This window comes from Pseudomonas sp. NPDC087342 (assembly GCF_044744265.1).
Lineage (GTDB): Bacteria > Pseudomonadota > Gammaproteobacteria > Pseudomonadales > Pseudomonadaceae > Aquipseudomonas > Aquipseudomonas nunensis.
Genome location: NZ_JBIUXZ010000009.1, coordinates 137,825 through 160,642 on the forward strand (window position 1 = coordinate 137,825; position 22,818 = coordinate 160,642).

29 protein-coding genes are annotated in these 22,818 nt (G+C 54.1%); 19 read left to right on the plus strand and 10 right to left on the minus strand.

All coding sequences use genetic code 11. The features are described from left to right. Positions 1-86: 86 nt before the first annotated feature. Positions 87-548, minus strand: a complete 462-nt coding sequence (locus tag ACIOYV_RS19570) for an Lrp/AsnC family transcriptional regulator (RefSeq protein WP_265041271.1) — start codon at positions 546-548, stop codon at positions 87-89. Positions 549-730: 182 nt separating this feature from the next. On the opposite strand from ACIOYV_RS19570, the gene ACIOYV_RS19575 reads away from it, so the two are divergent. Further along, entirely contained in the window at positions 731-3,082 is a 2,352-nt protein-coding gene (locus ACIOYV_RS19575; RefSeq protein WP_401326165.1) for a glucose/quinate/shikimate family membrane-bound PQQ-dependent dehydrogenase, read from the plus strand. A gap of 64 nt (positions 3,083-3,146) precedes the next feature. On the opposite strand, the gene ACIOYV_RS19580 is transcribed toward ACIOYV_RS19575, so the two are convergent. After that, positions 3,147-3,566 (minus strand): transcriptional regulator, encoded by a 420-nt coding sequence (locus ACIOYV_RS19580; protein WP_401326168.1) that lies wholly within the window; start codon positions 3,564-3,566, stop codon positions 3,147-3,149. A gap of 753 nt (positions 3,567-4,319) precedes the next feature. Here ACIOYV_RS19580 and ACIOYV_RS19585 point away from each other — a divergent pair. Both ACIOYV_RS19585 and ACIOYV_RS19590 read left to right on the plus strand, forming a co-directional pair. After that, positions 4,320-5,891 (plus strand): hypothetical protein, encoded by a 1,572-nt coding sequence (locus ACIOYV_RS19585; RefSeq protein WP_401326171.1) that lies wholly within the window; start codon positions 4,320-4,322, stop codon positions 5,889-5,891. 62 nt (positions 5,892-5,953) lie between these two features. Further along, entirely contained in the window at positions 5,954-6,820 is an 867-nt protein-coding gene (locus ACIOYV_RS19590) for a DNA adenine methylase (protein ID WP_401326174.1), read from the plus strand. Positions 6,821-7,248: 428 nt separating this feature from the next. Here the strand turns inward: ACIOYV_RS19590 and arsN2 are convergent, their stop codons facing one another. After that, a complete protein-coding gene (gene arsN2 / locus ACIOYV_RS19595) occupies positions 7,249-7,701 on the minus strand; it encodes an arsenic resistance N-acetyltransferase ArsN2 (RefSeq protein WP_401326177.1) in 453 nt (150 codons plus the stop codon). A 141-nt stretch (positions 7,702-7,842) separates the two neighbouring features. Here arsN2 and ACIOYV_RS19600 point away from each other — a divergent pair, with 141 nt between their 5' ends. The 7 genes from ACIOYV_RS19600 to ACIOYV_RS19630 are packed head-to-tail and all read left to right on the plus strand — an operon-like array spanning position 7,843 to position 12,720. Next, positions 7,843-8,265, plus strand: coding sequence for an arsenate reductase ArsC (locus ACIOYV_RS19600; protein ID WP_401326180.1), 423 nt, complete (start codon positions 7,843-7,845; stop codon positions 8,263-8,265). Continuing rightward, positions 8,262-8,618, plus strand: a complete 357-nt coding sequence (locus tag ACIOYV_RS19605) for a metalloregulator ArsR/SmtB family transcription factor (protein WP_060708143.1) — start codon at positions 8,262-8,264, stop codon at positions 8,616-8,618. The genes ACIOYV_RS19600 and ACIOYV_RS19605 overlap by 4 nt, the downstream gene beginning before the upstream one ends. Positions 8,619-8,642: 24 nt before the next feature. Next, positions 8,643-9,926, plus strand: a complete 1,284-nt coding sequence (locus ACIOYV_RS19610) for an arsenic transporter (protein ID WP_007247284.1) — start codon at positions 8,643-8,645, stop codon at positions 9,924-9,926. Between the two features lie 16 nt (positions 9,927-9,942). Beyond that, positions 9,943-10,413: an arsenate reductase ArsC gene (locus tag ACIOYV_RS19615; protein ID WP_401326184.1), complete on the plus strand. Its 471-nt coding sequence runs from the start codon at positions 9,943-9,945 to the stop codon at positions 10,411-10,413. A 47-nt stretch (positions 10,414-10,460) separates the two neighbouring features. Then, positions 10,461-11,174 (plus strand): arsenical resistance protein ArsH, encoded by a 714-nt coding sequence (arsH, locus tag ACIOYV_RS19620; protein WP_401326187.1) that lies wholly within the window; start codon positions 10,461-10,463, stop codon positions 11,172-11,174. 20 nt (positions 11,175-11,194) lie between these two features. Continuing rightward, the gene (gene arsC / locus ACIOYV_RS19625; RefSeq protein ID WP_401326190.1) at positions 11,195-11,617 is read left to right on the plus strand and encodes an arsenate reductase (glutaredoxin); all 423 of its coding nucleotides are present in this window, start codon (positions 11,195-11,197) and stop codon (positions 11,615-11,617) included. Positions 11,618-11,646: 29 nt separating this feature from the next. Then, positions 11,647-12,720 carry an ArsO family NAD(P)H-dependent flavin-containing monooxygenase gene (locus ACIOYV_RS19630; protein ID WP_401326193.1) on the plus strand — a complete coding sequence of 358 codons (1,074 nt, stop codon included), beginning with the start codon at positions 11,647-11,649 and terminating at the stop codon, positions 12,718-12,720. Between the two features lie 25 nt (positions 12,721-12,745). Here the strand turns inward: ACIOYV_RS19630 and ACIOYV_RS19635 are convergent, their stop codons facing one another. Both ACIOYV_RS19635 and ACIOYV_RS19640 read right to left on the minus strand, forming a co-directional pair. Beyond that, positions 12,746-13,297 carry an arsinothricin resistance N-acetyltransferase ArsN1 family B gene (locus ACIOYV_RS19635; RefSeq protein ID WP_401326196.1) on the minus strand — a complete coding sequence of 184 codons (552 nt, stop codon included), beginning with the start codon at positions 13,295-13,297 and terminating at the stop codon, positions 12,746-12,748. A gap of 118 nt (positions 13,298-13,415) precedes the next feature. Then, the gene (locus tag ACIOYV_RS19640) at positions 13,416-13,751 is read right to left on the minus strand and encodes a hypothetical protein (RefSeq protein WP_401326199.1); all 336 of its coding nucleotides are present in this window, start codon (positions 13,749-13,751) and stop codon (positions 13,416-13,418) included. Positions 13,752-14,219: 468 nt separating this feature from the next. Between ACIOYV_RS19640 and ACIOYV_RS19645 the strand changes: the two genes are divergently transcribed. Beyond that, a complete protein-coding gene (locus ACIOYV_RS19645; protein ID WP_401326202.1) occupies positions 14,220-14,687 on the plus strand; it encodes a hypothetical protein in 468 nt (155 codons plus the stop codon). A gap of 412 nt (positions 14,688-15,099) precedes the next feature. On the opposite strand, the gene ACIOYV_RS19650 is transcribed toward ACIOYV_RS19645, so the two are convergent. Next, positions 15,100-15,582 carry a helix-turn-helix domain-containing protein gene (locus ACIOYV_RS19650; protein ID WP_401326205.1) on the minus strand — a complete coding sequence of 161 codons (483 nt, stop codon included), beginning with the start codon at positions 15,580-15,582 and terminating at the stop codon, positions 15,100-15,102. 253 nt (positions 15,583-15,835) lie between these two features. Here ACIOYV_RS19650 and ACIOYV_RS19655 point away from each other — a divergent pair, with 253 nt between their 5' ends. The 5 genes from ACIOYV_RS19655 (at position 15,836) to ACIOYV_RS19675 (ending at position 18,983) form a co-directional block, all read left to right on the plus strand. Then, positions 15,836-16,201, plus strand: coding sequence for a DUF6957 family protein (locus ACIOYV_RS19655; protein WP_401326315.1), 366 nt, complete (start codon positions 15,836-15,838; stop codon positions 16,199-16,201). Positions 16,202-16,266: 65 nt separating this feature from the next. After that, entirely contained in the window at positions 16,267-16,689 is a 423-nt protein-coding gene (locus ACIOYV_RS19660) for a hypothetical protein (protein ID WP_401326207.1), read from the plus strand. A 90-nt stretch (positions 16,690-16,779) separates the two neighbouring features. Further along, a complete protein-coding gene (locus tag ACIOYV_RS19665) occupies positions 16,780-17,163 on the plus strand; it encodes a hypothetical protein (protein WP_401326210.1) in 384 nt (127 codons plus the stop codon). Next, positions 17,087-17,500 (plus strand): hypothetical protein, encoded by a 414-nt coding sequence (locus ACIOYV_RS19670; RefSeq protein ID WP_401326327.1) that lies wholly within the window; start codon positions 17,087-17,089, stop codon positions 17,498-17,500. Before ACIOYV_RS19665 ends, ACIOYV_RS19670 begins: the two co-directional genes overlap by 77 nt. Before the next feature lie 217 nt (positions 17,501-17,717). Continuing rightward, positions 17,718-18,983, plus strand: coding sequence for an APC family permease (locus ACIOYV_RS19675; protein WP_401326318.1), 1,266 nt, complete (start codon positions 17,718-17,720; stop codon positions 18,981-18,983). Positions 18,984-19,096: 113 nt separating this feature from the next. Here ACIOYV_RS19675 and ACIOYV_RS19680 read toward each other — a convergent pair whose 3' ends face one another. The 4 genes from ACIOYV_RS19680 to ACIOYV_RS19695 all read right to left on the minus strand — a co-directional run bounded on the left by ACIOYV_RS19680 (position 19,097) and on the right by ACIOYV_RS19695 (position 21,168). Beyond that, a complete protein-coding gene (locus ACIOYV_RS19680) occupies positions 19,097-19,771 on the minus strand; it encodes an HAD family hydrolase (protein WP_401326213.1) in 675 nt (224 codons plus the stop codon). 86 nt (positions 19,772-19,857) lie between these two features. Next, positions 19,858-20,040, minus strand: coding sequence for a hypothetical protein (locus ACIOYV_RS19685; RefSeq protein WP_093543540.1), 183 nt, complete (start codon positions 20,038-20,040; stop codon positions 19,858-19,860). A gap of 254 nt (positions 20,041-20,294) precedes the next feature. Beyond that, positions 20,295-20,615, minus strand: a complete 321-nt coding sequence (locus tag ACIOYV_RS19690; protein ID WP_401326216.1) for a hypothetical protein — start codon at positions 20,613-20,615, stop codon at positions 20,295-20,297. Between the two features lie 55 nt (positions 20,616-20,670). Then, entirely contained in the window at positions 20,671-21,168 is a 498-nt protein-coding gene (locus ACIOYV_RS19695) for a short chain dehydrogenase (protein WP_401326219.1), read from the minus strand. Positions 21,169-21,528: 360 nt separating this feature from the next. Between ACIOYV_RS19695 and ACIOYV_RS19700 the strand changes: the two genes are divergently transcribed. The 3 genes from ACIOYV_RS19700 to ACIOYV_RS19710 are packed head-to-tail and all read left to right on the plus strand — an operon-like array spanning position 21,529 to position 22,815. Then, entirely contained in the window at positions 21,529-21,777 is a 249-nt protein-coding gene (locus ACIOYV_RS19700; RefSeq protein ID WP_093543547.1) for a hypothetical protein, read from the plus strand. A 13-nt stretch (positions 21,778-21,790) separates the two neighbouring features. After that, positions 21,791-22,297, plus strand: coding sequence for a CinA family protein (locus ACIOYV_RS19705; RefSeq protein WP_093543550.1), 507 nt, complete (start codon positions 21,791-21,793; stop codon positions 22,295-22,297). After that, positions 22,297-22,815, plus strand: coding sequence for a hypothetical protein (locus ACIOYV_RS19710; protein WP_401326223.1), 519 nt, complete (start codon positions 22,297-22,299; stop codon positions 22,813-22,815). Before ACIOYV_RS19705 ends, ACIOYV_RS19710 begins: the two co-directional genes overlap by 1 nt. Positions 22,816-22,818 lie beyond the last annotated feature (3 nt).

Sequence of the window (22,818 nt, forward strand, 5' to 3'; positions counted from 1 at the left end):
GACGCAATGTGTCGTCGTTTTGCTATTTGATTGATCAATATGACGATCTGTTGCTGCACATTGCCCATTGAGGGAGAGGACAGTGTCTAAACCGGCTGCCCCCGATCAATCTTGCTACTCAGGATGATTGAAGTGGTGGTCTTCTCCACCCCATCCACGCTGCCGATCTGATCCAGCAACTGATCCAGCTGCTCCGGCGACTCAGTCCGCAACCACGCCACATAATCAAATTCGCCACTCACCGCACACAGTTGCTGAACCTGAGCCATCGCACTTAACCGGCGCAACACTTCCTTGCCCGAGCGTGGTTGCACCGTAATCCCGACATACGCCTGCAAACCGCCATCGACCACACGCTGTCCGAGGCGCACGCCGTAACCGGTGATCACCTTGGCTTTTTCCAGCCGCGACAATCGCGAAGTTACGGTGGTGCGCGCAATACCCAGTTGCCGGGCGAGCATGGCTACGCTTTCGCGGGCGTTGATTTGCAAAGCCGCGATCAATTGGCGGTCGATTTCGTCGAGCACGGGTGGACGGGTGTCAGGCAAGGGGCTTCTCCAGCGGCATGCATCAATGGGCAGCATGTTACAGACACATCCCACACAGCGCTCGTGGCGGTTATTTGCGCCTGGTTTTGTACCGTTCAGAACATTTTGCCTGCGACAAATTGCCATAAGTAACTAGGTAGTACATCATTTCGCCCTTGTCACAAATGGGGAAAACTTCCGACATGAATAATTCTGGGGCTGCCGCCGGCAGCAAATGGTTGCTGTTGGGGCTGGGTGTCCTGATCGCGTTGATCGGGCTCGGCCTGGCGGGTGGCGGTGCTTATCTGGTGACGTTGGGCGGGAGCTGGTACTTCCTGCTGATGGGCCTGGCGATGCTGATTTGCGGGCTGATGATTGCCCGGCGCAAGCCGCAAGGTGCCTGGCTGTATGGTCTGGCGCTGATCCTGACGGCGATCTGGGCGGTGTGGGACAGCGGTTTCGATTATTGGCCGCTGGTTTCGCGGGTGCTGACGTTCGCCGTGATCGGCCTGGTCGTCGCGCTGATTTATCCTACGCTGGTACGCGCTTCCGGCGCCACGGCGGGGCGTGGCGCTTACGGCTTGGCCGGTATTCTGGGTGTCGGTGTAGTCGCCACGCTGGCCTACATGTTTGTGCCGACCCATGTGGTCAAGGCCAGCAGTGAACCTGCGGTAACGCCGGTCGCGCCGGGTACCGAGCAGAAGGACTGGGCTCACTGGGGCAATACCACCGCCGGCAATCGCTTCGCCGCGCTGGACCAGATCAACAAAGGCAACATCGAAAAGTTGCAGGTGGCCTGGACCTTCCACACAGGCGATATCCCGCAAAGCACCGGCGCTGGCGCTGAAGACCAGAACACTCCGTTGCAAATTGGTGACACGGTCTACACCTGCACCGCCTACGGAAAAGTCTTCGCCCTGGACGCCGACACCGGCACCCAGCGCTGGAAGTTCGATCCCCAAGGCACTGCGCCGAACTGGCAACGCTGCCGTGGCCTGGGCTACTCCGAAACCCCTGTGTCTTCGGATAACCAGCCAACCGCCTGTGCGAAACGTCTGTTTCTGCCGACCGGCGATGCGCGCCTGATCGCCATCAATGCCGACACCGGCAAGCCCTGCGAAGAGTTTGGCGACAAAGGCACCGTCGACCTGAAAACCGACATGGGCGAAGTCAAACCGGGTTACTACCAGCAAACCTCGACCCCGCTGGTCGCCGGCAATGTGGTGATCGTCGGCGGTCGCGTGGCCGATAACTATTCCACCGGCGAGCCGCCAGGTGTGGTGCGTGCCTACGACGTGCGCAGCGGCGAACTGGTATGGGCGTGGGATCCGGGCAACCCGAACACCACCAAACGCCCGCCGGCTGGCGAAACCTACACCCGTGGTACGCCGAACGTGTGGTCGGCCATGTCCTACGACGCCAAGCTCGGTCTGGTCTACCTGCCCACCGGCAACGCCACCCCGGACTTCTTCGGCGGCCAACGTACGGCCTTCGATGACAAGTGGAATTCGTCCATCGTCGCCATTGACGTGAAGACAGGTCAGGTGCGCTGGCACTTCCAGACCACCCACCACGACCTCTGGGACTTCGACCTGCCGGCGCAACCGCTGCTCTACGATGTGCCGGACGACAAGGGCGGCACCCAGCCAGCCTTGGCGCAGGTCACCAAACAGGGCGAGATCTTCCTGCTCAACCGCGAAACCGGCGTGCCGATAGCTCGGGTCGAAGAACGCCCGGTGCCGCAAGGCAACGTGCCCGGCGAGCGCTACTCGCCGACCCAGCCGTTCTCGGTGGACATGCCGTCAATCGGCAACCAGACCCTGACCGAATCCGACATGTGGGGCGCCACGCCGTTCGATCAATTGATGTGCCGCATCCAGTTCAAAGGCATGCGCCACGAAGGCGTCTACACGCCGCCGGGCCTTGATCGCGCGCTGCAATTCCCGGGCTCCCTGGGCGGCATGAACTGGGGCAGCGTCTCGGTTGATCCGAACACCAACTACATGTTCGTCAACGACATGCGCCTGGGCCTGGCCAACTACATGATCCCGCGCAACAAGATCGCCGCCGGGGCCAGCGGCATCGAAATGGGTGTTGTACCGCAAGAGGGCACACCGTTCGGCGCCATGCGCGAACGCTTCCTCTCCGCCGCCGGCATCCCCTGCCAAAAACCACCGTTCGGCACCATGTCCGCCATCGACCTCAAGACCCACAAACTGATGTGGCAGGTTCCGGTCGGCACCGTGCAAGACACCGGACCGCTGGGGATTCGCATGCACTTGCAGATCCCGATCGGCATGCCGACCCTGGGCGCTTCGCTGGCGACCCAGTCGGGGTTGTTGTTCTTTGCGGGGACTCAGGATTTTTATCTGCGTGCTTTCGATACGGGCAATGGCAATGAGATCTGGAAGTCGCGGTTGCCGGTGGGCAGTCAGTCGGGGCCGATGACGTATGTCTCGCCGAAAACCGGTAAGCAGTACATTTTGCTCACGGTAGGCGGCGCACGACAGTCGTCGGATCGGGGGGACTATGTGATTGCGTACGCGTTGCCCTGAGTAAGGGGGGAATTACAGGTAAGAAAAAGCCGCGTTTATACGCGGCTTTTTTACGTGTCCAGGTTCATGCGCATGCTTTGTGCCATTCACCTTCAAACTCGAGATTCAGTTTGTAGAGTTCGTGGTCCAGTTTGTTGATGGTATTGATAGCCGACATCAGATCCGCTTCGCCAGTTTTAGCCTCAAGATAAAGTCCCCGCAAATACCGATCGTTCACCATCGGAATTTTGTCGGTTTTTTCCCAAATGGCTACGGCCTGACTCGTCAGACCAACGATTTCAGCGAGGCTTTCTTGAGATAGCCCAAGTTCCTTTCTCAAAAATCTAAACTCAGCGCCTGTCAGCACCGAAGGTTTCCCGGCTATAGCCTTGCATATTACATCATGTAGGCCTTTCACATCTGTGATGGCAACAGACTCGCCATAAGCGGTCTCTTTCACCACGAAGCCGTTGCTAAGCCATACGTTCGGCAGGCCGCTTTCCATGTATAGATACAAGAATCACCCCTTTTTAGCTCTCAACTTTAGTGCGTGGGAAAGTCGAAGTGAATGGGCTGTAAATAATTCAGAAGTTTCTGACAGAAAAAGCGCGTTGAGGGCCCGGTACGCCAGACACGAAAAAGCCGCGTAAATACGCGGCTTTTTTGTTTGGTGGGCCCAGTAGGACTCGAACCGTTATGTGGTATGTAAAGTGTGCGTTCGTGTACTGTCCGTCCGGTCATGTCCCCGGTCAACTGCCAGTGATTTCTAGTGATTGTTTCCGTTTGACGATCATGTAGCCACAGCTCTTTAAATACAACCCTAGTGTTGTATTTGGATGCGCCCACCTCTCGTGTGCTAGGAAACATCTAAATCACCGCGCAGCGTTCACCTGAGACGAGCTAATTGCGGAAAATCCCTGAAGCCTCACCGGATCTCGTAGTCGCCGGTCTGCTCAACGGTAATTTCGGGCGCAATTCGGCGATGAGCGACATGCGCTATCGCCTCATTGACGGCTGCAGGGTTTTCCAAATCGCACCGTAATTTCACTGAAATTGTCATTATTTGGGCGCACCTTTCTGCTCCTTTCCTTTTAATCTCAATGCTAAATGTTACCAACTAGGAGGGGGAAATCGGTGTACACCGCACCTACGTCGCAGACCAGCTACAAAGGGCGGCTAGACCAAGAAACGGCGACCCTCCTATGTCCGCGCTTTGTATTATCATTGCGCCAGCACCGAATCGCCGAATGGATAATTTATGAAAATTGACGCAATGATGCGGGATATACGCGTTATCTCCCTGGATCAAATTAAGCTCGACCAGGAGAACGTGCGATTCGGCAACGATGTCGCCCAGAATCAGCGTGAAGCGATCAAGCTGATGCTCTCCAATCCGGAGGAGGCCAAGAAAATTCTTCGCCTGGCCGAACATATTGTTGAGAACGGTCTCGACCCTACAGAGCTGCAGCTTGTAACACCGGACGAAGACGGCAACTTTATAGTCCTTGAAGGGAATCGCCGGCTCACAGCCCTCAAGCTCCTTCAGCGTCCCGACCTTTGTCCTGCAGATCGCGGCTATAAAGGCTTTCTGAAAGCCCATCATAATTTGACGGATGGGGTGCCTGAAAGCCTGCAATGCAGCGTAGTGCCTACCCGCGCTGACGGGGATGTATGGATTGAGCTAAAGCATACGGGTGAGAATCGGGGGGCAGGACGGGTTGGCTGGGACAGTGACATTCGAGACGAGCGCCGGGCACGCCAGACTGGCATTGAATCTATTGGCCGCCAGATCAGAAACCTGATCGTCGACAACCAGCACATCTTCACGAACAAGGCGGCTCTGGACGTCTTCGAGATCGACGTAACGACCCTTACGCGGATCTTCTCGTCTACGCTCGGGCAGAACACCTTCCGGTTAAAAGTCGAAAATAAGATACTGACACCACAGCTGCCACTCGATCAGATTGCGCCCGCGCTGGAGTTCATGCTCGATATGTTTGTATCCCATGGATATAACGTGAACGACGTGCGTAAGTATGAGAACCAAGTAGTTACCCTTGGGCATATTCCACCTGAAATACTGCCCGACAGTTTGGCTGAAGCCGCAAAGGTAAAGGTCAGACCGGCACAGCCGGACACGACGAATGGTGGGGGCACAGGGGGCGGTCACAGCGCTGGTGGCAACGGTGGCTCTGGCGATGAAAAAGGCACTAACGCGCAGCCAGGTGGTGGCAACGACACTCGACCAGGTGTAGCCAGTGGCCCTCAATCAGGCGGGACTCAGCCGGCCAAGCCGGACGGCACCGAAAATATAAAACCTGAGCCTCAAACTCCACCGGGGATTCGTGCAAAGCCGCAAGCACGCGCTAGAAAATACTTGACGCCTTGGTCGCTAAAGATCTCTAACTCGCGCATCAATGCCATATATAACGAACTTCGGGCGGTCTTGCGGGTAGATGAGTGCCCGAACGCAGTCGCAATAACTTTCCGTGTGTTTATTGAAACAACTTGCGATGAGTACGCGAGAATGCAGAAAGATGCAGGTAAAACTGTTTTGCGCTGGGACACCAACAATGAACTTCGCGGTGGAGCAAACGGTGACAAGTTGGTCATGAAGGTTCAGTCGGTAGTTAAATATCTGGAAGCCGAAAAGAAAATAGCGGCCCCAGCGGCAAAGGCCATTTTCAAGCGTGCCAGCTCCTACGATCAGCCAGGATCGGTAGATCACTTCAACCTGTTCGTGCACGGGACTCATAGCGCCCCGCTACCATCCGAGCTGAAGGACATTGCGGAAGAATACCAGCCTATGCTGGAAGCCATCTGGCGCTAAGCATTGGAAAATGCCCTAGCATGTGTTCTCATGTACAGCTTGACAAGCTTGGATTAAGATTCATGGGCGCTTCTAGGGTATTTTCAACACCGCTACGCTACCCTGGTGGTAAGGGAAAATTTGCTCACTTCATAAAGCAAGTGTTTGAAGTGAACGGCTTGCATGATGGTCATTATGCAGAACCTTACGCGGGCGGAGCTGGTGTCGCTCTGGAACTCATGTTCCACGAATACGCTTCAGTCATACATATCAATGACCTAGATCCGGCTATCTACGCGTTCTGGGATTCAGTAGTACATCATACAGATGATATCAGCAAGGCTATCATCGACACGCCTGTCACCATGGAAAACTGGCATAGGTTTAAGGCCGTGCTTGATAATCCTGATGATTGTTCAGTCGTGGATCTTGCCATGGCCACCTTCTTCCTCAACCGCACTAATCGTTCGGGAATTTTGAAGGCCGGCGTTATTGGCGGGAAAGAGCAAGCAGGTAAATGGAAGTTAGACGTTCGCTTCAATAAACCTGAACTTATTAAGCGCATAGATCTAATCGGCAAGTATAAGAATCGAATCAAGATTTACAATGAAGACGCTCTTGGCTTCATTAATAATATAATTCCAACTCTTCCAAAGAAATCCCTCACCTATCTCGATCCTCCCTATTACATCAAGGGATCTGGTCTCTACCGAAACTTCTACGTACACGACGATCACGTACAGATCGCTAACGCGCTCGGCTACATCGACAAGCCTTGGATCGTTTCGTACGACAACGTAAGCGAGATAAAAGAGATCTACACCAACTACCGGCAGGACGAGTATTTCTTGAGCTATACAGCTCAACTTAAGAAAAAAGGTTCGGAAGTAATGATCTATGGGCCGACTATTTTAGCGCCTGAGAGCGGCTTGAACCGGAAGGTATCGTAGACGAAGCCGACCATAATTCCGAAAAACCTCTGAGCACAGGCATCATATCTAATGCCCGCTTGGGCAACAAACTGGCTTCCGACTATTTGGGCGATGGTAAGTAAGCCAAGCAGCGCGACACGGGAATCCTCGACGTACGAGAGTCTGCCAAGATTTCATACCTCCTTGGATCGGACTTACAACACTCTTCCCACTTTAAGCAGCGAACTGCTCATACCACAAGCTCTGTCTATCCGTGCGTGCAGCGGTGGACATCGTCATTATTGGTCGCACTCCGTTGCTCAGCGTAATGTACCCAAATAGGGCCATTAAGCCTAAAGATGATGGTTAATGTGCCCGATTGGGGACATTAAAATTGTATCTCAGAGCAACGTACCGCCAGCGCTCGACTGTAGGACGGCAGTTGAAGCAATCTCCAAGGTGATCAGCTACTTTCGTGCATGCGCAGATAATGCCTTGCACATGTAGCAAGCCGCGCCAGGGCAAAGCCCCCTGAACTGTTCCGTCTGAGAAATCAGAGGTGGCGCTGAGCCTCGTTGATTTACTGCATAGCCCTGCTGCTCAAAAAAGTCTGACGCTGTTGTTGTCAGCAAATGAAATCGAGCTATTCCCTGCTCGGCGGCTTTCGCTTCGATGACCCGAAGCACCGTGACACCGACCCCTTTCGATCTTTGTGTCGGCACTACGACCAGGGAACGCAGCAACCCGTCCGTACCATGCGTCTCAAATCCTCCCCATGCGACCGTCTCACTGTCCAGTTTGAACTCAAAAAAGGTTCGGCCCGGAAGATCAATATCGTCTGCTGGAAGGTCAGCAAATTTCAGCGCATCGCGAAAGCGCTGCCTCTGTCCTCCGGCTATTTCCGTTGCCTGGATCATCATATCTCCCTCCATCCTCTCATCTCCGTTATGCCGACACGCATGGAACGTTAGGGCATATGCCGAAACAGTAGACATCATATTCGCTTTACCGAATATTCACCAAAGCGTATATTCGATTTTTCATATACATCGAGTTCCACCATGAGCCCTGCTATCAAAGTGCTTTTCGTGTGCGTTGCCAACTCAGCCCGCTCCCTGCTTGCAGAGGCTTTGCTGCGGCACATCGACCCGCGTTTCGAGGCCTTCAGCGCAGGATCTGAACCGTCTGAGGTTGATCTGCGCACGACTCAAGCATTGGAGGCGGTTGGAGTCGATGCAACGGGCCTGCGCAGCAAGTCCATCAGCGAGTTTCAAACTGATCGATTCGATTACGTAATCACTCTTTGTGATAAATCCGCAAGCGATTGCCTACCAATGCCCAGTGCAGGTGAAGTCATTGCCTGGGATTTTCCTGACCCAGTAACTAGCGATGATCCTGGCGCATTTCGCCACACGCTCCACGACATCCACGAGCGCATCAAGCTCTTCGTTTTGGTCAAGACCAAACACCTGGAGGATCTATGACAGAACCCATGAACCCCACCACCTTATTCAAGTGCCTGGCGGATGACACCCGAGCAAAAATTTCGCTGCTTGTCGTGAGTGAAGGTGAGCTGTGTGTATGCGAGCTAACGGCAGCACTCGACCTGAGTCAGCCGAAGATTTCTCGTCATTTGGCGCTGCTGCGCTCTGCCGGTTTGTTGTTGGATCGTCGCCAAGGCCAATGGGTGTACTACCGACTGAATCCTGATTTGCCCGCGTGGGTGACTGCAGTTTTGAAGGAAGTGGTAGACGCCAATCAGCAATGGCTGGAAACCGAGGCTAAGCGCCTCTGCGGCATGAACGACCGTCCGATCAACCAAGCCGTGTGTAGCTGATTCACGCCCAACCGGATTAATGAAATGCTGATTGCCGTATTGATCTTTATCGCCACCATCGTCCTTGTCATCTGGCAGCCCAAGGGGCTTGGGGTTGGCTGGAGTGCGATGTTCGGTGCCATCGTGGCGTTGCTGGCAGGTGTCGTTACCCTTGCCGACATACCAGAGGTTTGGCGCATTGTCTGGAATGCCACTGGGACTTTCATCGCGGTCATCATCATTAGTCTGCTGCTTGATGAGGCAGGTTTTTTCAAGTGGGCTGCGCTGCATGTGGCCCGATGGGGAGGCGGGAGCACTCGCAAGCTGTTCGCATTTATCGTCCTGCTGGGCGCAGCGGTGTCGGCCCTGTTCGCCAATGACGGAGCAGCATTGATCCTCACACCCATTGTGATCGCGATGTTGTTGGCGTTGCGTTTTTCTCCTGCGGCTACTTTGGCATTCGTCATGGCAGCCGGTTTTATTGCCGATACGGCGAGCTTACCGCTGGTGGTTTCCAATCTGGTAAACATCGTTTCTGCCGACTACTTCGATATCGGCTTCAACGAATATGCTTCGATCATGGTGCCGGTAAACATCGTCAGCGTGGCGGCGACATTAGCCATGTTGCTGTGGTTTTTCCGCAAAGATCTACCAAAGACCTATGACCTCAACCAACTGGACAATCCGGACGAGGCGATCCACGACCGGGCCACTTTTGTAGCTGGTTGGTGGGTGCTGGCACTACTGCTGATCGGCTTCTTTGTCATTGAGCCATTGGGGGTGCCAATCAGCGCCATTGCAGCGGTCTGTGCATTCATTCTTTACGTCATCGCGGCTCGTGGTCACGCCATCAACACAAGCAAGGTGCTCAAAGAGGCGCCATGGCAGGTGGTGATTTTTTCTTTGGGTATGTACCTAGTTGTTTATGGCCTGAAGAACGCCGGCCTGACCGACCACATCGCGCAGATCCTGAACGTGTTCGCCGGTTATGGCGTTTGGGGCGCGTCCCTTGGTACAGGGCTGCTAACAGCGTTGCTGTCATCGATCATGAACAACATGCCCACCGTTCTGGTAGGCGCCTTATCCATTCATGCCGCCGAAGTCGATGGTGTAGTCCAGCAAGCGATGGTTTACGCCAACATCATCGGCTGTGACCTGGGCCCGAAGATCACCCCAATTGGGAGCTTAGCCACTCTGCTGTGGCTGCACGTGCTAGCCCGGAAAAACATAACGATCAGCTGGGGTTACTACTTCAAGACCGGGATCGTGCTGACCGTGCCCATCCTCGTCGCCACATTGTCCGCCCTGGCACTGCGCCTCAGTTTCTGAATCAAGGAATCGTCTGATGAAAGTCTTGTTCATGTGCACCCACAACAGCTGCCGCAGCATTCTGTCCGAGGCGCTTTTCAACCACTTGGCGCCCAAGGGTGTAGAAGCCGTCAGTTCAGGAAGCTTTCCCAGTGGCCGGGTGAATCAACGGGCATTGCAAACGCTGGAGGCGACGGGTATTTCCACGGTGGGCTTGAGCAGCAAGGCTTCGGATGCTTTTGAGGGCTCGCCTCCAGACATCGTGATCACTGTCTGCGACCGCGCAGCGGGTGAAGCATGCCCAATCTTCTTTGGGCCAGCTTTGAAGGCGCATTGGGGGCTGGCCGACCCGTCTGAGGCTAGCGGGTCGGAAGCCGAGATCACCGCAGCGTTTGAAGCCACACTGGCCAAAATTCACGAACGCGTGAGTGCGTTTCTTGCACTGCCGCTCAAGACCATGAGCCCTGACCAACTGAAAGCTGAACTGAACCGCATCGGTTCGCTTTAAAGATCAACCGAGGCGGCGTCCTAGCCGGCGCCGTGGTAGGAGTTTATATGCAAGATACATTGCCGAACGTACACACCGACCTGATCGACATTCCGTCGTTGGAGCAACTGGAGCCGCGTACACCGTCACTCCATAAGCCTCGAATTCTGCTTTTGTACGGATCGACGCGAGAGCGCTCTTTCAGCCGGCTAGTCACGCATGAGGCGGCACGCCTGCTGAATGAGTTTGGTGCTGAAACCAAGATCTTTGACCCATCGGGTCTGCCGCTTCCGGATGACGCTCCCAATACACATCCCAAGGTCGCTGAGCTGCGCGAGCTGATGCAATGGTCTGAGGGACAGGTGTGGTGCTCCCCTGAGCGTCACGGCTCCATGAGTGCAGTATTCAAAGCCCAAATTGACTGGGTTCCGCTGGCGATTGGCGCTGTACGACCTACGCAAGGCAAAACCCTTGCTGTGATGCAGGTCTGCGGCGGCTCGCAATCTTTCAACGTGGTCAATCAGCTGCGCGTACTGGGTCGATGGATGCGGATGTTCACCATCCCAAACCAATCTTCGGTGGCAAAGGCGTTCACCGAGTTCGACGAGGCAGGTCGTATGAAACCGTCCTCGTATTACGACCGACTGGTGGACGTGATGGAGGAGTTGATGAAGTTCACGCTGCTCTTGCGGGATCGCCAGGATTATTTAGTTGATCGGTACTCCGAGCGTAAAGAGTCAGCCGAAGAGCTGTCCAAACGCGTCAACCAGCGCTCCATCTAACGTCAGCACGAGGAAGCGATATGAGCCAGATCACGATCTACCACAACCCCGAATGCGGCACCTCTCGCAACACCTTGGAGTTGATCCGCAACAGCGGAGAAGAGCCGGTTGTTATCGAGTACCTACAGACCCCACCTGACCGCACCACGCTTGTCAGATTGATCAAAGATATGGGTATCGAGGTGCGGGCCCTCGTTCGCATCAAAGGCACTCCTTACGAGGAGTTGGGACTCGGCGATACGTCACTGACTGATGACCAGCTCATCGATGCAATGATGGCTCATCCCATCTTGATCAATCGCCCCATCGTCGTTACGCCTTTGGGCACACGCTTGTGTCGTCCGTCAGAGGCAGTCCTCGACCTTCTGCCGCAGGAGCAGCGCGACAGCTTCGTCAAAGAAGACGGACAAGTCGTCATTGATGAGAATGGCCGCAGGGTTTAAACCGATGTAAAGCAGATGGGCCTGGAGAGATGCTGGTGAATCAAAACTCGAAATTTGATGTAGTGGTCATTGGCGGTGGCCAATCCGCGCTCACCGTAGCCTATTTTTTGAGGCGTACAGGCCTTTCCTACGTATTACTCGACGCCGAGTCGGCACCGGGAGGGGCCTGGCGGCATGGGTGGGATTCTCTGAGACTATTCTCGCCGTCTGCTTGGAGCTCAATTGCCGGCTGGCCCATGCCAGCAGTATCCGAGGGGACTCCTGGGCGGGACGATGTTGTCGACTATCTAACTCAGTACGAACGCCGATATGACTTCCCCATCATCCGTTCCACGCGGGTGACCCATGTCGAGAACATCGAAGGCGGGTTGCGCGTTTTTTCCGGGAATACCTTCTGGGATGCCAAAGCGGTCATTAGTGCAACAGGCACGTGGAGCAGTCCGGTTATTCCAACCTATCCACGAAAGGAGCTTTTCGAGGGGCAGCAGATCCATTCCGCTCATTACGTTGGGCCGAGTGAGTTCGAGGGAAAAACAGTGCTGGTCGTCGGCGGTGGTAACTCGGGTGCCCAGATTTACGCCGAAGTTTCGAAAGTGGCTCACGCAACTTGGGTGACTCAGCAAGCGCCAAAGTATCTTCCAGATGAGGTCGATGGCCGCGTCCTGTTCGAGCGGGCCACTGCTAGATTGAAGGCGCAACAAGAAGGGATGGAGCCTCAACAGCCCGTTGGAGGGCTGGGAGACATTGTGATGGTGCCACCGGTAAAGGAAGCTCGCGAACGCGGCGTGCTGAACACGGTGCGGCCATTTACGCATTTCACCTCAACAGGTGTTGTGTGGCCATCGGGGGCCGAGACGAAGATAGATGCCGTCATCTGGTGTACTGGATTTTCTCCAGCGCTCGACCACCTGAGCAACCTGGGTATCGTTGGCGATGACGGCAAAGTCGCCGTTAATGAAAACCGGAGTGTTGCTTCACCTAATCTGTGGCTGGTGGGCTACGGCGATTGGACGGGGCTAGCCTCCGCTACATTGATCGGAGTGACCCGTACCGCTCGAGATGTAGTCAACCAAGTCCAAAGCTATCTCACAAGCGAAGCCTGATCGCTCGCGACGCAATCGAGTGCGCCTACTGTGATACGACTTCAAGCTCGGGAAAGAGAATAGGCTCCAATGGAGGAGTTACTTGGCACAGCCCGAGCCGCCAGTAGCCGACGTCGTGCCATTTCCCAAGCTTGAAGCCAACCTCCGGATATGTGCCGATATGGACGAATCCCAGCGACTCGTGCAGCCCCACACTGCCTTCATTGGGCTGCGCGATTCCGGCATAAGCTGCGCGAAAGCACTGTTTTTCAAGGATCGGAAGCAAGGTCTCATAGAGTTCACGGCCAATACCCTGACGGCGAGCCGATTCGGCTATGTACACCGTTACGTCAACGGCCCATCGGTAGGCCGGACGTGCGCGGTGCTGGCTGGCATAGGCGTAGCCCTTGATCTCCCCACCTTCTTCGGCCACCAGGTAGGGATATGCCTGAAGTGTCGTCGCTATTCGCTGGGAGATTTCCTCAACGCTTGGCGGGGTTTCTTCGAATGAGATCGCCGTGTTCGAAACTATGGGGGCATAAATGCGCTGGATGGCTTCTGCATCTGCTACTGCCGCCGTACGGATTTTCAAAGCCATGTAGGTCGTCCCTGATTCGAAAGTTGAACATTACCCTTTTTGGATCAGCCTTGGACATGGTCGAAATATGAAGATGTTATGGGCGCTACCATTCGCCTTATTCGGTTAGCTAGAGCCTCTACATCGATTTAACCGATACCACTTCCACGTACTTGTACTTGTGCCTGGCAGCCCTCACAGCATCTTGCTCAGCAAGCAACGAACTCAGCGTGTCTGCCTCATGGATCAGCTCGTGCATCTTCCCCTCAAACTCGTTCCCAACCCGGAGCGTGACCCGCAGCCGGGGCGTAAACGCTTTCGCCGCTTTTTTCTTGGCTGCAGGAGTTGCTATCGGCTTGGTAAAAACAACCTCCGGCGCAGGCTCCTGCACCGGAGGAGCAGGAACCTGCGCTTCCTGCTGAGCCTCACCAAACAAGGCGCGACGCATTTCTTCTTCAGTTAAATCAGCGTTCATAAAACATCTCAATGTAGGAGCAATTAGCTCAACAAATTCTACAGGCGTGGCAACGCGAAGGTACGCCGTGGAGCATGATCAGAATTCAGATACCTAACTCTATTTCTAGACAGGAACCCCTCCAGGCTCGCGAAAGCTGCGCCTTCGGTAATAGAGTGATGAGCCTGTCCGCTAGGTCACTGGCGTGCCGGGAGTACAGCGTTACGGTGTCTGGAACCGGTGTCCGATCCGGAACGAATGCACCCACTCGCTCCTGGGCAATTTTCAGTATATTCAGGATTTCTTGACTCACCTGTTTGGTGGACAGGTATTCCACGACTGGCTTGGGCGGAGGAGCAACGTGACTCCACATTTCTATGACTACCTTGAGGAGCCCGCCTGAGCCAAAATGCTTGAGAGCCATTTCCCACAGCTGACCTTCCTGCACCATATCTAGGCGAGGCCTAGTCATAACGGAGTTCCAGCAACATGATGGTCTTTCTTGATTGCGAATTTACCGAGCTCTCGGCGGCAGCGAAGCTGATATCGCTGGCGCTAGTCGCTGAGGATGGGCACGAATTCTACGTGGAATTGCTCGATGCTTGGCAAGAAGAAGACTGCAGTGATTTCGTAAAGGAAACCGTGCTTCCACAGCTGTGGGGTGGTAGCTATGTACGACCCACCATTGAGGCAAGGTCAGCGCTTCTCGAGTTCCTAGCCTCGTTCGACGACGTCCTGGTGATCGTCACAGACGCTCCACAGTACGACTGGGAGCTTTTCTGCGAACTCGCATATGACGACGGAAAATGGCCGCAGAACGTTCGGAATTACCCCACTGACGCAACCACACTAGATGCCACAAGCGACGGGGTTCCGCTTCCGCATCACGCTCTCCTTGATGCTCGTATCATCGCTAGCATGTTCACCAAAAGCAATCCGTTGGACGGGCTACCCTGAGAAGGCGCATTGATCAGCAGTCTTTATTGGCCAATCGGGTCGAGCGGAGTAGGAAATAGAAGGCACGCACGTCGGAGCAAGTCGCGGTGTTGCTCTGTGGTGAGAACGCGAAAGGCCATTTTCACTATTCGCGAGGTGCTCAGCATGAACGGAATAGATAACGATTCGCCTCGCTCAACCGGCCTATAGGGAACAATCGCGCCCGAAGTGGCCTGAGCAATCCTCAGAATACTCAACACATCATCACGACCGAGGTTGCCGTCCAGATACCCTCTGTTTTACCACCGGTCGACCGGACATCCGTCCATGACGCGCCCACAACTTGATGGAGATCCGATGGGCCGAGGTGCTCTCCGCAATTCTCCACAGGAAGCCTTCCTATGACTCGGGATGTGCTAAAGGTCACTCGAAGTCAAGGTCGCTCGGGCGTGGATGTTTGTAGATATCTGCGCACAGTCGATCTCGACAGCTCCAGTCTCTCTGCGATTTCTGACACAGACACGCCCGCGCTGCTCAAACGATTAGCTTCCGCTGCCTTTCGCGCCGCATCGGATCGGACGGGTCGACCAGGCGGTAGTTTTCCGGCTCGTGCCATTGACTCCATTTCCTGATCAACACTTTCTTTTCTAATTCTGTTCATCTGTTTGGAAACGCGTTTAAGGCCCTCCCCGAACGGCTCATTAGATTGCAGGGACGTAGCCATGAGAATGAGTGAGGCCGGCTCAACTTCCATTAGCGCTGCAAGACGAATGAGCACATCAATCGTGATGTTAACTTCACCACGCTCTATCCGGCCCCAGTAGGAACGGTCAATTGTGATCAGGTTTTCCTGCGCGAAACCCTTTCTTCTACGCAGTGCTCGTACTACTACAGCAAGGGCTTCTGCGGCCTCCATGACATTTCCCCAAGCAAATCGAGGATGAGGCCATATTGCGGCGAACCATAACACGGACTATCATCCGCATTATGGTGCGACCGGCACTTTCAGGCTGGCTTCCCGTGATCCGAATGACGTCTCCAAGCCAACGCAACTGGCGTGCGGAGCGACTCTTTGCGCGGGGCAAGCGCAAACAAGCGGGATTGAATTGTCAATTTCCGGGTTATTAATTGAGGTGAACCCTATGGCTAGCGTCCGAGAGCCCGATTTTATGAAAGGGCCAAGAACGCCCCTTGAAGGCCTGGAGGGTACTTCCGAAGCTCGAGCTTTAGCAGTCGAACGATTCCCTAAAAAGCCTTACTGCCTAGTTCGCGACTGGACAATATTTCGCATTGAAGTCACACGCGACGACCTCTTCAAGTGTCATGCAGCAGGCCAGCTCCCGATGATCCTGTTTGCTCACAACGTGGCCGAGGACAGCCAAGGTCGTTTCGAACGGGGTGATTGGGTTCGATCAAGCATGTGCACCGGTCTCCACGACAGTGTTGCGTTCGAGACCAGAAACTCTGTTTACGTATTGATTGGCCCTGGCCACGAACAACCCGCAAGCCTGAAAGACGTTTTATCCCTCTTCTAACTGCGCTCTGTATCGGAACCCATTCAGGCTAAGGACATACGATGTTTAGAACACACGACTCCGACATGCTCGGCCTGCCGGGCATGTTCGGTGAAGGTCAGTACCAATGGCATCAGGTATCCAAAGTGCTTCGTAATCACTGGTATCACGTAACTGTTCAGGCCAAAACCCAGGGTGGAATTTCAGAGGCGGTTCTGATGGTCGACAGCGAACCTCGACTTCAGCAACTCCTGATTTCCCAAGACGCTGAGACGATCATTACAGAGGTACAAGTAGTCACTCCCGGCCACATGAATGGCACGGGAGCTTGGCGCATGGAGACACTGACGAAGGTGACGCTTGGCGAAGACCAACACGAGTGTGTTGTCTGCCTGCTGGAGGTCGAGACAGGCTCCAAATATCACAGCTCCCACCAACCTGGCTTTAGTAGCGATGTACTGAACAACCTTCGTCCGATCTATCACGTGAACATGATTCGATCAGCCTAAGACATACCAGGATTCTTGCACGCTACCAGCGCGGATGGTTCCGTGTGGATTTCCTGGCAACGCCATACGGGCTGCGAAAGGAGCGCAATTATGCTGAACACTTTGGATGTGAATTTCCATGGAAAACGACATACAGATTTCGATCTCGCACGAATTCTAAGAGCACAAGCGCAAGGCTTCGACAAACCGATAACAGCCTATCTCTGCGGAGTATCCATAAAGGCTCGTGCTGGATTAGGCGTCGTGTTTGGTCACAACCGTAAAGACCAATATGGCCGGTTCGGCGACGGTCACCTGATCCGGACTTCTGACGTCATTAAGGCGGAGCGCGAGGGCCGATTTTGGGTACTAACCACTGTGAACTCCAGGTACGTCATCTCTACGTTCCAGAGAGGCAATGGGCGTAAGAGCCTGCGGGCATTTCTGCGCCTTTCACAGGGACATCACCATCCCACGCCACGGTCACTTCAGTGATGATCTTGTTCGCTTTTTGTCGCGAGCGAAGCCTCCTGAAAAACCTCAAGGTATTGTTATGATCGTGAAAGCCGGGGAAGTCATCTGTGTAGCATCAGGTGTGTTTGAACAGTTCGACCGCGCCGGGCCATTTGTTGCAACGCAGGACTTCGACTTGGATTTACTCGTCGAAAAACTGATGCCGCCGACGACGGAACGTGGTGGGATATCTAGGCTGATGAGGGATATGCCTAGCCTGCTTCTGGAGCAAGGCTTCATCACTAAAATGCCGTGTAAGAGGATTTACTTGGGCGCATGGGGCGAATTCGAAATTAGCGAAGAGATAGACGATATCTGACATTGCTCGTAATTTCACCGCGCTCATACGGGCGACACCTTCTACTCGTCACTTTGGCAAGATATGTGAACTTTAGTGATGCGCGAATTTCCATTGCTTGAGAGTGAAGCCGCCTAGCTTCCACCTCGGTAATCGGCTCTCGCAACCTCAAGCCAGGAAGTTGAACGTGAAGACCTTGACCCCCAAGACCTCGCTGCGCCGCGCCGTTACCGCCCCGATGCTTTTTCTATTCATTCTCGGCGATGTTCTCGGGGCGGGCGTTTATGCTCTTGCTGGGACAATTGCGGGCGAGGTAGGTGGCGCAATATGGGTGCCCCTGCTAATCGCTCTGTTTTTCGCGATGCTTACTGCCGGTTCCTACGCAGAGTTGGTGACAAAATATCCTCACGCGGGCGCCGCGTCGGTTTTCGCAGAGAAGGCGTTCCGGTCTCCGCTCATTTCTTTTCTCGTTGGCTTTTGCATGCTATCGGCAGCTGTCACAAGCGCGGCGGGGTTATCGCTGGCGTTTGCGGGAGATTACCTAGCGGCGTTCATCCATGTACCGCCTCACATCGCAGCATTAATATTCCTTCTCGTTATCGCGCTACTAAATGCGAGGGGAATTAAAGAGTCTTTGGGCGCCAACCTGGTGATGACAGTCATTGAGCTGTCAGGTCTTCTTGTGGTCGTCGTTGCCGCTGCATGGTATTTCCGTACAGGCGAAGCGGATTTGGGTCGCAGCCTGGAGTTCAAGCCGGGGATCAGCCCGATGTTAGCCGTTTTGGGCGCGGCATTGATCGCCTTCTATTCTTTTGTAGGATTCGAAACATCCGCCAATCTCGCTGAAGAGATTCGAGACGTACGAAATGTTTACCCGCGCGCATTATTTGCCGCATTGCTAACCGCCGGAGTCGTCTACATGGCTGTCGGCGTCGCGGCATCTTCCGTACTGCCCATGGAAAAACTGATTGCAACCTCGGCTCCTCTTCTTGAAGTGGTTCGGGCGTCAGGTTTAAACATTCCGCCTCGCGTCTTCGCCTTCATTGCATTGATCGCGGTGGCCAACGGCGCGCTGTTAACCATGATAATGGCGAGTCGCCTTACTTATGGCATGGCCTGTCTAGGGCTTTTGCCGAACGTCTTGAGCAAGGTACTGCCTCAGCGACGCACCCCCTGGGTCGCGGTCATCGCCACCACCCTCGTAGCAATCGCACTCACGCTGACGGGAACGCTAGCTACATTGGCCGAAACCGTCGTCCTGCTCCTGCTGTTTGTATTTCTCAGCACTAATTTGTCAGTGTTAATCCTGCGCCGTGACAAGGTTGCGGAAAATCACTTTCGGGTGCCGACGTGGGTTCCTGTACTTGCTATCGTTTCCTGCCTGGTACTGCTCAGTCAGCAAAGTCTGGAGACATGGATGCGAGGAGGAGGCTTGATCGTGATAGGCATGCTGCTTTTTGCCTGTGCAAGAGTGGCACTGCACACGCCAGTCGAGCCTAGCTAATCTTGTAAGCGCTTCCCCTGTCTATCGATCAATCGTCTGGCATGACTGCACGCGGGAACGTCTCCGCTGACAGGGGGAAGCATATAAATTCAAGGCGCTTGCCTATCGATGGCTCACGGACGGGAAGCTATCTCGTCAAGGTGCTTCAGCAGTGCAAGAGGATCCTCATAGACTCGGAGTGCACCTGCACGTTCAAGCTCTCCTGTGTCGTAACCACCTGAAAGCAGCCCTATACCGGTGGCCTTACAGCGTCGTGCGGCAAGCATGTCCCAGATGGCGTCGCCGATCACCAGGCAATCTTCGATGGGTACATTGAGTTTGCTTGCAGCGGCGAGGAAAAGGTCGGGATCGGGCTTGCCATACTTGACGTCATCACGGGTGATGAGATTGACCTCCGCTATATCCAAGCCCAATGCCTTCAGATTTATCGCCGCAGTGTCCATGCCACCGCTGGTCGCAATACACCACTTGAGCTGATCGTGGTTTAGAGTATCGAGAAGCTCTACAGCGCCAGGGAGAGCGGTAATCTGGCCCTGCAGATCTTTGTAGGCTTTATCATGTTTATCGCTCAACCTTTTTGCCTGGTCGGGTTTGATTTCCAGGCCGGTCTCACGGGCTAACATCTTGAGCATCAGCCCACCGCTCATACCTATCTTTCTGTGAATTCGCCACATGGCTAACGGTATGTCTTCTGAATCGAGCGCAGTTTTCCACGCGAAAACATTCTGGTAAACGCTATCAGTCAACGTGCCATCTAGATCAAAAATGAATGAGGTTTGCGGGCGCATACATGACACCTCCATTAAGCAAATTTCAGGTAGTAGATGTCGCGTATTGGAAATATTGGTCGCATCGAATACCAAGGGAGCTGAAGTTAATCCTTAAGTCTTTCCAAGTCGGCTGGGCCGGGTTCCGCACGTGGTTCGTCGCCAAGAAACTCATCTTCCCTAACGACGCGTTCGTCATCTGTTAAGCCTGTTTCTGACACCTCTGAGACGAGAGCAGAATCCTCCAGTGCTTTGCTTTTTTTTGATGAATCGGAGCTTTTTTCAGTCATGAGATTTCTCCTCGACCCTCTAAATTTGAAGCGCTCAATTTTTCGAAAGCACATGGTCTGAGTCGTTCCGTCTTTCGCAAATTTCGAAATGCAGCAGCCGCAGAGCATGAATGGCGCTGAGGTTCCTTTGCCTTGCTTCCGCTTTTCCGACGAGGTTTTAGCGCGAGCAGATTTTGGTTTAAGTACAAAAAGGGCACTTGAACGTCTTTTTATTACCCGGCAGAGCTTAGTGAATATTCACCTGGCGCCGAAGGTTAATCGGACTCATGGAGCGAGCTGAACCATTCAGCATAAGGGGAGTTAGTGACCCGGAATCTATTGAAATCAGGACTGCCATCAGCCCACCAAACAGGGCCCCGCTCACCAAGCGCTACTTTGGCCACTTGTACCTTTTCCCGTGCGCGCCTCATCTGCGATTCGTCTTCCGAATCCTTTGCTCTCTTCACCTCGCGTCGAGCTGCCATGAGCTCATCGACAAGACGCTGGCGCACGTCCTCTTCCAATGACGGGTTTGAACAGCGCCACAGCTGCCCTTTGACAACGAAGTAACGACCGTCAGGGGTCACAGGATGCATTTTCTCACCGCCGATCTTTCCAAGGGCGCTTCTCTAGGGAATTCACGGAGGACGACTACCTCAGCTTTCGAATAGGAAGGCGTTTGGCTTGTTTGACCCCAAACAGTATTCCCAGTAATAGCGCAGCGCCCGCCGCTAGGAGTATTGGATAGGGATGTTTACCTGACATCCGGACGCCCTCAACTCCGAGTTGATCGCTTGTTGAAGTAGGGCGATGTCCCGATGACGATGGATTCCGACTGATCGGAATGTCAGAGGGATCGATCTCTGCTTCGTAGGGCATTTCGTTTAAAGGTAAACGCGCACCGTCTGCGAGAATGAGGGTGAGGTCTTCGACCGTGCCGGCAAGTCGATTGGGAAAAACCGGCTCACCCGTGGGGTCAAGCTCATCGTAATAAAACTGCTGACCTTCCAGCCAACCTATGGCCGTCATCAATTCGGGGCCAAGATAATATTTCCCGTCAAGGAAGAAGCCTGGGAAATGTCGTGTGCGTTCAAGACTTTCTACAATGTAGCGCTCGCCCGCCTTCATACCGGTTGCTGGGTCTATCATGATGAAGCCCTCAGATTCGCTGGTGTTGCGATAGAGGATGCGACTTGGCGCAATGTTCCATCGAGATGACTGAATGGCAGGATGTCGATAACTGGTAAGCCGATAAATCGAACACTCGATTCAAATCCTCAAGCGGACGTAGAGCGACGTAGAGCATGGACTGAAGCGCCGCGAAATCCCCGTCACGATAAGTGCCGGCGTCTCTCGCGAACTACGGACTTCCTAACGAGCGTCAAACGGAAGGCCTACCGCAAGGCCTCCTTTCGTTTTGATCAGTTTTGTAAAACACTTCTTTCTGAAAATTTTTGAACCTAAATCGAGATCGGTTGCTCAACCGGGAAAGCATCGGGGGTGAGTGAAATGAATGCTTTCAAGAACCAACTGACGCCTGAGCAGGATTTGAGATTACAAGCCTTGGATGGTTGGCATTGTGCGTTGGAAAATAGAGAACTTCGCATGGACTGCCCAGACGCTTATCACGACGAGCTATTGCGCCTCTCTGATGAGATGGATCGCTTGGGTATGTTAACTCTGGCCGAATGGCGCGATTTACGAAGGGCTGCGGACGTGGCGTATCTGCGTGCGGTCGCTGGTGAGGACTATCACTGAGGTCATTCAGATTATGTCTATCGCCGCCGACACTGTTCAATACCTTCGCGACAATGATTTGGTGCTGACCACGGCGGAGTCGTGTACCGCCGGTAAAATTGTGACGCTGTTATCCGAGGTCGAAGGCAGCGGTAATTTCATCGAGTGTGGGTACGTGGTGTATTCGCCTCAGGCGAAACAGCGCCTATTACATGTCAACCCGCAGACCATTGAAACATTCAACCTAACCAGCGTGGAGGTTGCTCGGGAAATGGCGACAGGGGCATTGCGAGACAGCACCGCCCATGCAGCTATTGCTACGACCGGGATTCTGGGCCCGGACGACGTAGACGGTATCCCTGCTGGCACAATCTGCTTTGCCTGGGCCTTTCAAACAACTGATGAGTGTCACGTGTTCAGTCACCAGCACCGATTTTCAGGCGGACGCTGTGAAGTGCAGAAACAGGCCACCGAGTATGCTTTGCAGTGGTTGGCGCATTTCCATGAGCGTGTCCTGCAGGGTGAGAAAGGTGAACTCTGATGAGCGATGATCTCGACCATCCGGAATTGCGCAGCCGGAGTTATCCCGTAAGCGAAGACATGGCCTATCAGTTGAAGGTTTGGCGATTCGAGCGAGTTGGCTGGTACGTGTTGGTGTTAGTCGTGGTGCTTGGACTGATGGGGGTGTTCTCCAGAGGGTTGATCAGTTCAAGAGATGTGCGCAGTGACGATGGCAAGATCGAGGTGGAATATGAAATGTTCCATCGCAATGGATCTACCAACCCCATGAAAATCAGTGTGAACGCAACGCCCAACACGGCAGTGGAACTGGAGTTGGCAGGTCAGTTGCTGGAGGCATTCAGTATCGAGACCCTGCAACCTGAACCTCTGCGTTCAAGAAGCTCTTCACAGGGCATTAAGCTCTGGCTTCAGACCGACCTCGATGGTCAAGCGACGCTGTACATCACCTTGCGCGGGGATGGCCTTGGCTTCTTTCGAAGTCGAATTGCTTCACCGGGCACCAACGGCGTAAACCTTGAACAGTTCATTTTCCCTTAGGTG

Bases quoted from the DNA above. Each gene is read 5' to 3' on its own strand.
- ACIOYV_RS19575 (WP_401326165.1), top strand. From the start codon at position 731: ATGAATAATTCTGGGGCTGCCGCCGGCAGCAAATGGTTGCTGTTGGGG.
- ACIOYV_RS19580 (WP_401326168.1), bottom strand. From the start codon at position 3,566: ATGGAAAGCGGCCTGCCGAACGTATGGCTTAGCAACGGCTTCGTGGTG.
- ACIOYV_RS19585 (WP_401326171.1), top strand. From the start codon at position 4,320: ATGAAAATTGACGCAATGATGCGGGATATACGCGTTATCTCCCTGGAT.
- ACIOYV_RS19590 (WP_401326174.1), top strand. From the start codon at position 5,954: ATGGGCGCTTCTAGGGTATTTTCAACACCGCTACGCTACCCTGGTGGT.
- arsN2 (WP_401326177.1), bottom strand. From the start codon at position 7,701: ATGATGATCCAGGCAACGGAAATAGCCGGAGGACAGAGGCAGCGCTTT.
- ACIOYV_RS19600 (WP_401326180.1), top strand. From the start codon at position 7,843: ATGAGCCCTGCTATCAAAGTGCTTTTCGTGTGCGTTGCCAACTCAGCC.
- ACIOYV_RS19605 (WP_060708143.1), top strand. From the start codon at position 8,262: ATGACAGAACCCATGAACCCCACCACCTTATTCAAGTGCCTGGCGGAT.
- ACIOYV_RS19610 (WP_007247284.1), top strand. From the start codon at position 8,643: ATGCTGATTGCCGTATTGATCTTTATCGCCACCATCGTCCTTGTCATC.
- ACIOYV_RS19615 (WP_401326184.1), top strand. From the start codon at position 9,943: ATGAAAGTCTTGTTCATGTGCACCCACAACAGCTGCCGCAGCATTCTG.
- arsH (WP_401326187.1), top strand. From the start codon at position 10,461: ATGCAAGATACATTGCCGAACGTACACACCGACCTGATCGACATTCCG.
- arsC (WP_401326190.1), top strand. From the start codon at position 11,195: ATGAGCCAGATCACGATCTACCACAACCCCGAATGCGGCACCTCTCGC.
- ACIOYV_RS19630 (WP_401326193.1), top strand. From the start codon at position 11,647: ATGCTGGTGAATCAAAACTCGAAATTTGATGTAGTGGTCATTGGCGGT.
- ACIOYV_RS19635 (WP_401326196.1), bottom strand. From the start codon at position 13,297: ATGGCTTTGAAAATCCGTACGGCGGCAGTAGCAGATGCAGAAGCCATC.
- ACIOYV_RS19640 (WP_401326199.1), bottom strand. From the start codon at position 13,751: ATGAACGCTGATTTAACTGAAGAAGAAATGCGTCGCGCCTTGTTTGGT.
- ACIOYV_RS19645 (WP_401326202.1), top strand. From the start codon at position 14,220: ATGATGGTCTTTCTTGATTGCGAATTTACCGAGCTCTCGGCGGCAGCG.
- ACIOYV_RS19650 (WP_401326205.1), bottom strand. From the start codon at position 15,582: ATGGAGGCCGCAGAAGCCCTTGCTGTAGTAGTACGAGCACTGCGTAGA.
- ACIOYV_RS19655 (WP_401326315.1), top strand. From the start codon at position 15,836: ATGAAAGGGCCAAGAACGCCCCTTGAAGGCCTGGAGGGTACTTCCGAA.
- ACIOYV_RS19660 (WP_401326207.1), top strand. From the start codon at position 16,267: ATGCTCGGCCTGCCGGGCATGTTCGGTGAAGGTCAGTACCAATGGCAT.
- ACIOYV_RS19665 (WP_401326210.1), top strand. From the start codon at position 16,780: ATGCTGAACACTTTGGATGTGAATTTCCATGGAAAACGACATACAGAT.
- ACIOYV_RS19670 (WP_401326327.1), top strand. From the start codon at position 17,087: ATGGGCGTAAGAGCCTGCGGGCATTTCTGCGCCTTTCACAGGGACATC.
- ACIOYV_RS19675 (WP_401326318.1), top strand. From the start codon at position 17,718: ATGCTTTTTCTATTCATTCTCGGCGATGTTCTCGGGGCGGGCGTTTAT.
- ACIOYV_RS19680 (WP_401326213.1), bottom strand. From the start codon at position 19,771: ATGCGCCCGCAAACCTCATTCATTTTTGATCTAGATGGCACGTTGACT.
- ACIOYV_RS19685 (WP_093543540.1), bottom strand. From the start codon at position 20,040: ATGACTGAAAAAAGCTCCGATTCATCAAAAAAAAGCAAAGCACTGGAG.
- ACIOYV_RS19690 (WP_401326216.1), bottom strand. From the start codon at position 20,615: ATGCATCCTGTGACCCCTGACGGTCGTTACTTCGTTGTCAAAGGGCAG.
- ACIOYV_RS19695 (WP_401326219.1), bottom strand. From the start codon at position 21,168: ATGATAGACCCAGCAACCGGTATGAAGGCGGGCGAGCGCTACATTGTA.
- ACIOYV_RS19700 (WP_093543547.1), top strand. From the start codon at position 21,529: ATGAATGCTTTCAAGAACCAACTGACGCCTGAGCAGGATTTGAGATTA.
- ACIOYV_RS19705 (WP_093543550.1), top strand. From the start codon at position 21,791: ATGTCTATCGCCGCCGACACTGTTCAATACCTTCGCGACAATGATTTG.
- ACIOYV_RS19710 (WP_401326223.1), top strand. From the start codon at position 22,297: ATGAGCGATGATCTCGACCATCCGGAATTGCGCAGCCGGAGTTATCCC.